Source organism: Shewanella sp. 10N.286.51.B8, assembly GCF_041469325.1.
GTDB lineage: Bacteria > Pseudomonadota > Gammaproteobacteria > Enterobacterales > Shewanellaceae > Shewanella.
Window position 1 is genome coordinate 17,053 of the sequence record NZ_JBFRKG010000036.1, and the last position, 11,402, is coordinate 28,454.

Here is an 11,402-nt window from a genome sequence, read left to right on the forward strand (position 1 = left end):
ATCTGGGTTTTACGTAACGAGGCATTACGTCTGAATTAAAGCCTAACAGGCAATCTCACTTTCAGAAAAGTGGTGGGCCGTGAAGGATTCGAACCTTCGACCAATTGGTTAAAAGCCAACTGCTCTACCAACTGAGCTAACGGCCCATCTGGGTTTTACGTAACGATGGGTTACGTCTGAATTAAAGCCTAACAGGCAATCTCACTTTCAGAAAAGTGGTGGGCCGTGAAGGATTCGAACCTTCGACCAATTGGTTAAAAGCCAACTGCTCTACCAACTGAGCTAACGGCCCATCTGGGTTTTATTAATACTAATTGTACTAATTGGAACAAAAGCCAACTGCCTGTTCTTGTTAACAAGAGCACAAACAACTGAGCTAACGGCCCATCTTAAAGCTTTCAGAATAATTGAAGCCTATAAATAGTATTCAATCAATCTACCATCAAAATAAGTTAATCTAACTTGTTCAAATGGCCCTAGAACGTTGCTCCGTTCTGAGGGCGCCTATAATACCTTTTTCATTTGCTCATGCAAGCGCAATTTATCCTTTTTTTGCCGTTTGCACTAAAAACAAACTAAGAGGCTGTTTTTAGGTTAAATTAGGGTTACAACGCAGACAATTGTTGCTGTGCTAAACGTGCCGATGCACTATTTGTGTATTCTTTAAGCACTCGATTGTAAAAAGCAGTTGCGGTAGCTTTATCACCTTCTTTTTCAGCAATCATGCCTAACTTAACTAAACTATCACCACGCTTATTAGAATTAGGATATTTAGTGACCACTGCATCAAAAGCTTGCTTCGCTTCAGTAAAGGTACCTTTATTAAACAACAGTTGCCCTAACCAATAATTTGCATTTGCTGCATAAGTGGAATCAGGGTATTGCTTAATAAAATCACTAAAAGCAGGAATAGCCTCATCGTACTTACGCTCTTTAAGCACTAAATTCACCGCTTGCTCGTAACTAGCAGTTTCACCTAAGCTAGATGGGCCTGCTGAAGCGGCATTATTTTCAGCAACGGTAACCGTAGTCGCCGCGGCACTAGCTGATAAATTAGCAATTTCTTCATACAACTGACGTTGACGCTGTAACATTTGACTAATTTGATAGTCTTGCTGCTCAGTAATGCCTCGCAAATCTAACACTTCACGTTGCAAAGTATCTAAACGCTGCTGCGCTTCAAATTCCGTTTGTTGTTTTGCTTTAATGATACGCTCGAGACGAGATATACGATCGTCATTTGAACCACCAGCAAGATCTTGCACCGGCGCTGGCGCAGCAGTGGCACCAGCAGCAAAAAACATTGCAGCAAATAAAACAGCATGTTTCATCAATAAACTCCTAAACTGGCCAACAAGTGCTGGCCTTCCTATTACGAAAGTTCAACCGCGATGATTAGTAAACTAAAACACCACGACGGTTTTTAGCAAAACCACTCTCGCTTCGAGAGAAATCTAATGGCTTTTCTTCACCATAACTAACAACACTCATTTGACTTGGTTGTACACCCATACTTTGAAGGTATTTCGCAATAGCTTTAGCGCGTCTTTCACCTAAAGCAATATTGTATTCAGGTGTACCACGCTCATCAGCATGACCTTCAATTAATACACGAACATTTGGATGCTCAACTAAGTAATTGCCATGAGCTTGAATAATGGCAGCGTTTTCGCTTTGTACTTCACTGCGGTCAAAATCAAAATAAATGATATTTTGAGCGCGTAATTCTTCTTGCTCTACGCGTTGTTGCTCTTCAGGCGTTAAGATTGGTGCAACGCCTCCTGTTTCAACACCACCAGAACCGTATTCACCGCCAGTAGTTGTGGTTGAGCCACTTGTAGAACCACTTGCATCGGTTTCAGATTCTGAAGTTGTGCTACATGCACCTAATGCCATAACAGGTACAACAACTAACATAGCTTTAAACAACTTATTCAGATTCATTGGAAATCCTTATTAATATTATAAAAATGGTGACCAGGCTGGTGATTTAACTTCACCTTGACCTGCGGGTAATCTTGCTTTAAATCGTCCATCCATAGACACCGCAGCGAGCACTTGCTTGCCTTGGTGTGTAGTACCATAAATAACCATGGTGCCATTTGGTGCAATACTTGGCGACTCGTCAAGGGTCGTTGATGTCAGCACTTGCATAAAACGGGTTTGCAAGTCCATTCGTGCAATATTGTATTTTCCGTTAGTACGGTTTACAAAAATCATACTGCGACCATCTGGAGTGATCGTGCCACCTAAGTTCCACTCGCCTTCAAAGGTCATACGTGAAATTTTGCCTGTGCTGAGTTTCACTTGGTAAATTTGCGGTTTTCCGCCGCGCTCAGAGGTAAAAATAAGTGATTCTCCATCTGGCATCCACGATGCTTCAGTATCGATAGCATAATGATTAGTAATGCGCTTTATCGCTTTACTGGCAATATCGATTACGTAAATTTCAGGCTGACCATCCTTAGATAGTGTCACAGCAAGCTTTTTACCATCTGGTGAGAAACTCGGTGCGCCATTAATACCCTGATGAGAACTGACTTTAGTACGCTCTTGGGTATAAATATCTTGCACAAAGATTTCCGCTTTACGGTTTTCAAAGCTCACATAAGCTAAACGTCTGCCATCTGGTGACCAACTTGGTGACATTAACGGCTCTGGCGAGCGAAGTAACATTTGCTCGTTATAACCATCATAGTCGGCAATCATCAAATGGTAAGGAGATTTTTCACCTTGTTTAACGACAACATAAGCGACTCGACTTAAAAACGCCCCACGAATACCGGTTAGTTTTTCATAAACAATGTCACTAATGCGGTGACCATATTGTCTAAACTGTGCTTCACTGATAACAGTTTCACGGCTCTCAAGCAGTAGTTCACTATTTTTCATTGGGCCTTTATCAGTTTGTAGCTGGGCTTTGACTAAATCAATCAGATCAAAACTCACCAAATATTGATTATTGCCATAAGGCTTAATTGAGCCCACTAATAACGCTTCAGATGCCGTTGAATTCCACACTTGAGAGGTAAATTCTTTCACAGTGCTGATATTTGCTTGCGGTAAACTGCGCGCATCAAGCGGACTAAATGTGCCACTGCGAGCTAAGTCACTGGTCACCACATCACTGATACGCTCAGGTGCTGGCCCTGTACCTTGCCATACAAACGGCATAACCGCGATAGGTCTTGCAGCATCAACACCTTCAGTAATAACGATATCTAATGCGGCATTCGCACTGCTACTTACAAGAACTACAAATAGTGTTAACCATTTTGCCAAAATCTTCATGTGACCCCTTTAATTAAATTCCGGTGATACGGTTAAATTAATTTCTTTCATTTTGTTATACACATCAGCTTCAGAAGAAACCGGTAACCGCCCTGCTTTATTTATCGCAGCTTTCGCTGCACGACAAACAACTTGATCGCCACTTAATGTTTGACTCGCGGTAACAAAGCCATCTGGCGCTAATCGAATTAACACGCGGCAACTTTTACCACGCATTGACTCATCAACAACCAAATTACGTTGGATAGTTGATTTAATCATCGCGGTATACTTGTTTACCTCAGATACAACCTGTTTATTACGGGTTGCAGATAAGGCAACTTGCTCAGCAGCCATTGCATCTGCCATTTCTTTTTCCTGGCGAGCACGCTCAGCCTCTTCGGCTTTACGTTTACGTTCAGCTTCTTCTTTACGTTTTCTGTCTTCTTCACGCTTTTTAGCAGCTGCAGCTTCTTCACGCTGGCGCTTTTCTTCAGCTTTTTTCTCTGCAGCTATACGCTGCGCTTCTTGCTGTTTACGAAGTTCAGCGGCCTTTTCTGCTTTGGCTTTTTCTGCAGCTTCTTTTTGCTGCGCAGCCTTAGCGGCATTATTGGCTTTTATGGTTTCTTGCTCTTTTTGCTTACGTTGAATTTCAAGCTGCTTAATACGTTCTTGTTCTTTTCGCACTTCTTCTCTAGCTTTGCGCGCTTGCCTATCGATTTCAGCTTGACGTTGTTTTTCTTTTCGCTCGGCATCGCTTCGTTGTTGTTTAAGTTTTTCAGCATGGTCATTAATACGCTGCTGATCAACCACAACGGCCTGAACGATGGGTTCAGATTGAGTTTGTGGTAAATGTTTAGGTTTATCTTCAAAACTAATGCCTAAAGCAAGCACCACGATTACCCCAATATGAATGCCGGCAGAAATAACAACGGGTAAAGTTAATTCAGATTTAACAGCCACCAAACTACTCCTCAGGCGAATCAGTCATTAAGCCCACCGCAGGCACACCCGCACCTTGTAAGCTGACCATGAGTTGAATCACGTTTTCATATGCTATGCGACGATCGGCTTTTACAACTACAGGTCTTTCTGGCTCAAGCTGGATCATTGCACCCACTTGCACTGAAATTTCATCCAATGAGAGTGGATCGTTATTTGATCCGCTGCCCACATTCAGAAAGTATTCACCAAACTCATCAATTGAGGCAACGATAGGCGGTTTGCTTTCTGCCGATAATGGTTCAGCTTTACCTTGAGGTAGTTCCACCTTTACGCCTTGTGAAACAATTGGCGCTGTCACCATAAAAATAATAAGCAGCACCAACATTACGTCGATATAGGGTACAACATTAATTTCGGCAACTGGACGGCGGCGCTTGCGTTGATACATTACACCGATTCCTTCTCGCTGTAGGCTTGGCGTTGTAATATGTTAGAAAATTCTTCCATAAAGTTAACGTGGGCCATTTCAAGTTTTTCTACTTGTGTCGAGAAACGGTTATAGGCAATAACAGCTGGAATAGCAGCAAATAACCCCATAGCTGTCGCGATCAAAGCTTCAGCAATACCCGGCGCTACCATAGTTAAAGTGGCATTTTCTACTGTGCCCAATGCAATAAATGAATTCATAATGCCCCATACTGTACCGAACAGGCCGATATAAGGGCTGGTTGAACCGATTGTGGCTAATAAAGGTAAATGAGTATCAAGTTTTTCAACTTCACGGGATAAACTGACTCGCATAGCCCTTGATGTGCCGTCCATAACAGCTTCAGGAGACTTACTGTTTGCTGAACTCAAGCGAGAGTACTCTTTAAAGCCTGCGACAAATAATGCTTCAAGGCCTGTCAATGATTCACCACGAATTGACAACTCTTTGTAAAGTTTATTCAAATCCACACCAGACCAAAAAGTATCTTCAAATTTTATTGATTTAGCGCGGGCTGAATTGAGCAATTTACGGCGCTGAATGATTACCGCCCATGAGGCAATAGATAAACATAATAAGGTTAGCATCACTAACTTAACGAGAAGACTTGCCTCTAAAAAAAGACCGATAAAAGAAATTTCAGCTTGCACGATTAAACTCCTGCACAATATTGGATGGAATAGCCCTAGGTCTCATTCGAGATAAAGCAATACAAGCGACAACAATAGTGGCTTCACAATAGCTAACACCATTATCATCTAGCAATCGCTGTTTAAATATCAGCGAAGCTTTTTTTAATTCTGTCAGCTCAGATTCAACAATTAAGTTCTGCTCGAATCTTGCTGCAACTTTAAAGTCTAGCTCAGCATGTTTCACCACAAAAGCAATGTCATTAGCTAACAATTCAGTTTGCTTTATTCCCATAGCTTTTAACCACTCTGTGCGAGCACGTTCGAAAAAGTTTAAATAATTCGAATGATAAACAACACCACCAGCATCGGTGTCTTCATAATAAATAGAAATAGGCCATGTAAACATAATTAGCGATTGTGAATTTTGCGTAATAAAAGATGGCTTACTATACCGAGTACCACCACGCTTGTGAACAAAGCAACCTAGCAAAACGGGGATTATTTTAGGGTTTAAGACTTAATTTGGCATTAAAATATGGCTTTTGCAGAGATATTAGCGGCAAATGAATAAAGTTTAATGTTAGCGCCTTTTGTAGTTACATTTAGGTAACATAAAAATTGAGATTAACATCACGAATAGGCTGTAAATCTAGGCCTTTCAAGATAGTAATCTCAACATAAATTATCACTAATGAATTTTAGCGGGAATGGCTAAACCAAAACTGTGCCACAAGAAACTGTATATATCTGCAGCTTCATCAATTTTCATGGCAGTAGGTTTACCAGAGCCATGACCAGCATTGGACTCAATACGCATAATCACCGGCTTGTTTGCTTGTTGATGTTTTTGCATCATAGCTGCAAATTTAAAGCTATGCAGTGGCACAACGCGGTCATCATGATCTGCTGTCATCACCATAGTGGCAGGATAATTCCCAGGTTTGACATTATGATACGGAGAGTAAGCTAATAATGCAGGCAATTGCTCAGCCACATCCGCGCTGCCATATTCACTGACCCAGGCCCAACCTATGGTGAACTTCTGAAACCGTAGCATATCTAGCACACCGACCGCTGGCAGTACTGCGGCAAATAAATCAGGTCGCTGTGTTAATACCGCGCCCATCAATAAACCACCATTACTGCGACCATAAGCGCCTAACTTTGATTTGTTGGTGTAACCATTATCAATCAGGTATTCCGCAGCAGCATAATAGTCATCAAACACATTCTGCTTTTTATCGAACATGCCTGCTTGATGCCAACTTTCGCCATATTCTGCCCCGCCGCGGATATTGGGAACGGCATATATTCCGCCCATATCGAGCCAAGCAATATTTGCAGGGCTAAAACGTGGTGTCATCGAAATCGAAAAGCCACCATAGGCATAGAGCAGTGTTGGGTTGTTGCCATTAAGGGTTACCCCTTTTTTATAAGACACCATCATTGGAATACGGGTGCCATCTTTACTGGTATAAAACACTTGCTCAGAAACGTAGTCATCGGGATTAAACGAAACTTTAGGCTGATTATATAAACTGGTTTCACCGCTTCTAAAATCAAATTTATAAATCGTTTGCGGTTGCACATAGCTATTGAAGGCAAAATAGAAATAATCTTTACTGCGTTTTCCGTATGGTCCTAAAACACGGCCTTTACCTGGAAGCGCAACATCTTGCCTTTTGGTGCCATTTAAACCGTATATCGATACTTTACCTAATACATCATGTAGGTAACTCACTACAAAATGATCATGGACAATCGCAATATCGTTAATGGGATCGCTAGACTCAGGGATAATTGTTTGCCAATGGGCTTTTTCTGGACGATTAATATTTATCTCAATGACTTTTCCATTTGGCGCATCTAAATCTGTCTTAAAATAGAAATGCTCTTCATCATTACCAAGGAAAACATATTGAGCTTCTAAATCGGTGATTAACTCAACCACTTCAGCATCAGCAGTTTGCAGTGACTTATAGAAGAACCGATTGCGGCTATCAGTGCCTTGAGAGACAGTTATTAATAAGTAGTCGCCCTTTTCGGTTATTTCAGCCCCAAAGCCCCAATCTTTGTTTTGTGGGCGCTCATAAATAAGTATATCTTCAGCTTGCTGGGTACCAATTTTGTGGTAATACACTTTTTGATTAAAATTGACATCAGCAAGTGCATCGCCACCGGCTGGTGCATCATAGCGAGAATAATAAACACCTTGGTTATTGGCGTCCCACGTGGCGGTTGAAAACTTAATCCACTGCAGTTTATCGGCCAGCGCTGCGCCTGAGGCAATATCAATGAACTGCCACTGCTGCCAGTCAGATCCAGATTTTGAAACGCCGTAGGCCAGTGTTTTACCGTCATTACTGACCGAAACACCAGATAGCGCAACGGTACCGTTTTCAGAAAGTGTATTGGGGTTAAGTAATTCTTTGGTATTGCCAGCTTTATCAGTTACATACAACACAGACTGTGACTGCAACCCGTCATTTTGATAGAAAAAAGTATTTGAGCCATTTTCAAATGGCGCTGACACTTTCTCAAAATTCCATAATGCTGTAATGCGATCAACCACAGCTTGCTTGTTGTTAATGTTATTTAAATACTGGCTACCAAAATCTTGTTGTTGTTTAACCCACTGTTCAGTTTCTGGTGTATTTTGCTCTAAATGTCTGAAAGGATCGGCAACACTCACACCGTGTAGTGTTTCAACCAAATCTTGTTCGACTGTATTTGGATAAGAATATTTAGTGGTACTTGTGACTTGTTCTACCGTAGAGTCTGGTGCGTGTTGACAAGCAGTAAGTGCAGTTCCAAGGACAATGGAGAGTAGTGAACCCTGTAATAAGGGCATTTTTATTATCATTTTAAGCAACCTTCTTTTGCATTGTGGCTTCATGCCTGAAAGTAATATACCTCAAAATATAATTATTGCGAAAATCTGTATTTATTTAGGGATTACAAGACTATTTCATAGGCTTATCACAAGATAATTTCGAATAAAAATAATTAGCCAGGTACTTTAATTGAATAACTTAACAATTGATTATCATCCAATACCGCACACTTTCGACTAAATATGCACGCCAGATGATTATTCATTTACTTATAGCGCTATTACTTCATAAATGGGTGCTTAAACGCTAAAGCTCAACCTAAAGTCACATTAGTTTTTTTAATGCGAAGTCGAAATTTTTCTAGTTTGTCAGCTTAGAGCAAAGTCTCTAATATACGCCTTGTTTTCAGGACATAGCTTATTAAGTTGACATAGCTTACTGAGTTATAGAAAACCAAGAACTTCTAGTTGATGTATCCCAATACCTCAACTTATCCCTGGTTCTTATGCTTGACTTCCTTCCTTGAATTTGTGAATACAAATTGTTTGCCCGCTTACTTTAAGCGGGTATTTTTTTGCCTATTTTTCGAGAATAATACAGAAATAGTAGAGACAAAAAAGGCCTAATCACCCGACTAAGCCAATTAGAAAATTTATCATCTGTAGGTTAAATCGTTTTAGAAATTTTAATCACTACTCGACGGTTACGATCTCTTTCTTCAGAGAGTTGATTCGATGCAACATGGCGTCTTTCACCGTGACCGGTTTTATGGATTCTGCTTTGCTCAATGCCACTGGCAACTAATAAATCAGCCACAGAATCGGCCCGTCTATCCGATACCCTTTGGTTAACCGAACGCCCACCATAACTATCGGTATAAGCGTCAACAAACACTAGCTCAACATCAGAGTCATAAGATAAGTATTCCTGCACTCGGTTTAATTGAAGCTTAGAGAAACGGGTTAATGCGGTGCCGCCTGCTTCATAGTTAAGTACAGTAAATGCGATATCGTCAAAACTATAAGGTAATAGCGTAGCCAAACAAGAACGGAATTGACGATATTCACCACCAAAATTAGCTGCTGATAACCCTACCGCGACTTTATCAGTGCGGTTATACCAATCAGCATAATAAAAAGTCGGCTGCATGCCTTTACTTAATTCAGTCAGCATCGACCAAGCTGCTTTACGTGGCACTTCACCGTTAAACTGCTTATGGTAAGTTAAGGTGGTGATCTCTTTTGCATTAACGCCTGGGCGCCATTGGGGCGCTTTACTTATCAGTTGCGCCTCGGTGATTTGATCGGGTTTATTCCACATATCAAGACTAAAGTTCAAATTTAAGTCTTTACCAGCACGACTAGTGAAAATAGCTTTGCCGTATGCAGGGATGTCATGTTCAAGCCGACACTCTATCGGGCTATTTTCGCTTAGGCGCCACATAGAGTCATCAAGAGACGCAACATATTGTTGTAAATCAGCTTGTGCTGAAGATACAAAACAAAAACTGCTTACTAAAAGTAATTTACGCCACATAAAAACATCCCGATTGCTGTTCACATATTTTTTATCGGCAGTATTTAATTTTCCTTTAGCAGAATTATTCGCCGATCAAACATGACACCGAGGCGCAGTTTTAGCATAATAGCCGCCAGAATGAAGAATGAGGTTTTTAATGAGCGATATCTGCGACGCAAACAAATTCAAACACCGCTTTAGAGGTTACTTCCCTGTAGTTATCGATGTCGAGACTGCGGGATTTAATGCTGCAACTGATGCGTTGCTAGAAATAGCTGTCACCACCCTTAAAATGAATGATGATGGCGTAATCGAATTGGATAAAACCATTCACTTTCATATCGAGCCTTTTGAAGGTGCCAATCTTGAACCAGAAGCCTTAGCATTTAATGGGATTGATCCAACCAATCCATTACGTGGTGCTATTGACGAAAAACAAGCATTTCTAGAAATATTCAAGATGGTTAAAAAAGCGCAAAAAGCTGCTGACTGTCATCGCTGTATTATCGTTGCCCATAATGCAGCATTTGATATTGGCTTTGTAAATAAAGCCATTGAGCGAAATGATTTAAAACGGTCGCCATTCCACCCTTTTGCGACCTTTGACACCGCAACTCTTGCAGGTCTTGCTATTGGTCATACGGTATTAGCCAAAGCCTGTAAAATGGCCGGCATTGATTTTGATAATAAAGAAGCGCATTCCGCCTTATATGATACTGAACGTACTGCTGAACTTTTTTGCTATATCGTCAATCGATGGAAAGCGTTAGGTGGCTGGCCTATGCCAGTTGCAGAAGACACTGAAGATTCTTCTGCAGAGCTTGATACCAGTGCTGTGACTGCGATAACACCTACAGCTCAGTAGTCATGCATGTTAGCTGTTTGCAAAAATATAACAGCTTTAAAAAAGAGAAACTGTGGACTAATTAAGTCCCAATAACAAAAAAGCTGCCATTGGCAGCTTTTTTAGATCTAACTAGCTAATAACTTAAAGCTGGTCAGAATTATCTTTTAAGTAAGAAGCAACACCTTCAGTGGTTGCAGTCATACCCTTGTCGCCTTTTTCCCAACCAGCAGGACAAACTTCACCGTGCTCTTCGTGGAATTGTAATGCATCGATCATACGTAGCATTTCATCAACGTTACGACCTAGTGGCAGATCGTTAACAACTTGATGGCGGACTTGACCTTCTTTGTCGATTAAGAAAGACGCACGGAAAGCAACACCAGCTTCTGGATGCTCAACATCGTAAGCTTTACAGATTTCGTGTTTAACGTCAGCAACTAACGTGTAGTTAACTTCACCAATACCGCCTTTATCTACTGAAGTATTTCTCCAAGCGTTGTGTGAGAACTGAGAGTCAATTGAAACACCAATAACTTCAACACCGCGTTTAGTGAATTCTTCAATACGGTGATCAAATGCGATCAACTCAGAAGGACACACGAAAGTGAAATCAAGTGGGTAAAAGAAAACAACAGCTTGCTTACCTTTAATAGCAGTCGCTAGGTTGAAGCTATCAACGATTTCACCAGTACCAAGAACCGCAGCGGCAGTAAAATCTGGGGCCGGACGGCCTACTAATACGCTCATTTTATATCTCCATCTATGGATTGAAAAAATTTAAAACAATGCCTGTTAATCTGGATGGCATTATACCCGAACTGCAGCAATATGCGAGATAGCTCGCATAAATGCATACCTAAATAGATATA

11 protein-coding genes and 2 tRNA genes are annotated in these 11,402 nt (G+C 41.0%); 1 reads left to right on the top strand and 12 read right to left on the bottom strand.

The genetic code is table 11. From position 1 onward, the window contains the following. Window positions 1–70 precede the first annotated feature (70 nt). The 11 genes from AB4160_RS14475 to AB4160_RS14525 all read right to left on the bottom strand — a co-directional run bounded on the left by AB4160_RS14475 (window position 71) and on the right by AB4160_RS14525 (window position 9,704). Window positions 71–146: transfer RNA gene (locus AB4160_RS14475), tRNA-Lys, on the bottom strand. A 70-nt stretch (window positions 147–216) separates the two neighbouring features. Beyond that, window positions 217–292: transfer RNA gene (locus AB4160_RS14480), tRNA-Lys, on the bottom strand. A gap of 313 nt (window positions 293–605) precedes the next feature. Continuing rightward, complete coding sequence (gene ybgF, locus AB4160_RS14485) at window positions 606–1,331, bottom strand: tol-pal system protein YbgF (RefSeq protein WP_102436491.1); 726 nt, start codon at window positions 1,329–1,331, stop codon at window positions 606–608. A gap of 64 nt (window positions 1,332–1,395) precedes the next feature. Then, the gene (pal, locus tag AB4160_RS14490; protein ID WP_102436493.1) at window positions 1,396–1,944 is read right to left on the bottom strand and encodes a peptidoglycan-associated lipoprotein Pal; all 549 of its coding nucleotides are present in this window, start codon (window positions 1,942–1,944) and stop codon (window positions 1,396–1,398) included. 18 nt (window positions 1,945–1,962) lie between these two features. Next, window positions 1,963–3,291 carry a Tol-Pal system beta propeller repeat protein TolB gene (tolB, locus tag AB4160_RS14495; protein ID WP_102476132.1) on the bottom strand — a complete coding sequence of 443 codons (1,329 nt, stop codon included), beginning with the start codon at window positions 3,289–3,291 and terminating at the stop codon, window positions 1,963–1,965. Between the two features lie 9 nt (window positions 3,292–3,300). Continuing rightward, window positions 3,301–4,233 (bottom strand): cell envelope integrity protein TolA, encoded by a 933-nt coding sequence (gene tolA, locus AB4160_RS14500; protein ID WP_102436501.1) that lies wholly within the window; start codon window positions 4,231–4,233, stop codon window positions 3,301–3,303. 4 nt (window positions 4,234–4,237) lie between these two features. Next, window positions 4,238–4,663 (bottom strand): protein TolR, encoded by a 426-nt coding sequence (gene tolR / locus AB4160_RS14505; RefSeq protein ID WP_076536821.1) that lies wholly within the window; start codon window positions 4,661–4,663, stop codon window positions 4,238–4,240. Beyond that, window positions 4,663–5,352 carry a protein TolQ gene (gene tolQ / locus AB4160_RS14510; RefSeq protein WP_076536823.1) on the bottom strand — a complete coding sequence of 230 codons (690 nt, stop codon included), beginning with the start codon at window positions 5,350–5,352 and terminating at the stop codon, window positions 4,663–4,665. The genes tolR and tolQ overlap by 1 nt, the downstream gene beginning before the upstream one ends. Further along, the gene (ybgC, locus tag AB4160_RS14515) at window positions 5,342–5,743 is read right to left on the bottom strand and encodes a tol-pal system-associated acyl-CoA thioesterase (protein WP_102440503.1); all 402 of its coding nucleotides are present in this window, start codon (window positions 5,741–5,743) and stop codon (window positions 5,342–5,344) included. The genes tolQ and ybgC overlap by 11 nt, the downstream gene beginning before the upstream one ends. A 279-nt stretch (window positions 5,744–6,022) precedes the next feature. Next, entirely contained in the window at window positions 6,023–8,197 is a 2,175-nt protein-coding gene (locus AB4160_RS14520; RefSeq protein WP_372005230.1) for a prolyl oligopeptidase family protein, read from the bottom strand. Window positions 8,198–8,834: 637 nt separating this feature from the next. After that, on the bottom strand, window positions 8,835–9,704 hold the full coding sequence (locus tag AB4160_RS14525) for an OmpA family protein (RefSeq protein ID WP_102440501.1): 870 nt from the start codon (window positions 9,702–9,704) through the stop codon (window positions 8,835–8,837). Window positions 9,705–9,843: 139 nt separating this feature from the next. Here AB4160_RS14525 and rnt point away from each other — a divergent pair, with 139 nt between their 5' ends. Next, window positions 9,844–10,551 (top strand): ribonuclease T, encoded by a 708-nt coding sequence (rnt, locus tag AB4160_RS14530; protein ID WP_102440500.1) that lies wholly within the window; start codon window positions 9,844–9,846, stop codon window positions 10,549–10,551. A gap of 123 nt (window positions 10,552–10,674) precedes the next feature. Here rnt and AB4160_RS14535 read toward each other — a convergent pair whose 3' ends face one another. Continuing rightward, the gene (locus AB4160_RS14535; protein ID WP_102440499.1) at window positions 10,675–11,280 is read right to left on the bottom strand and encodes a peroxiredoxin; all 606 of its coding nucleotides are present in this window, start codon (window positions 11,278–11,280) and stop codon (window positions 10,675–10,677) included. Window positions 11,281–11,402 lie beyond the last annotated feature (122 nt).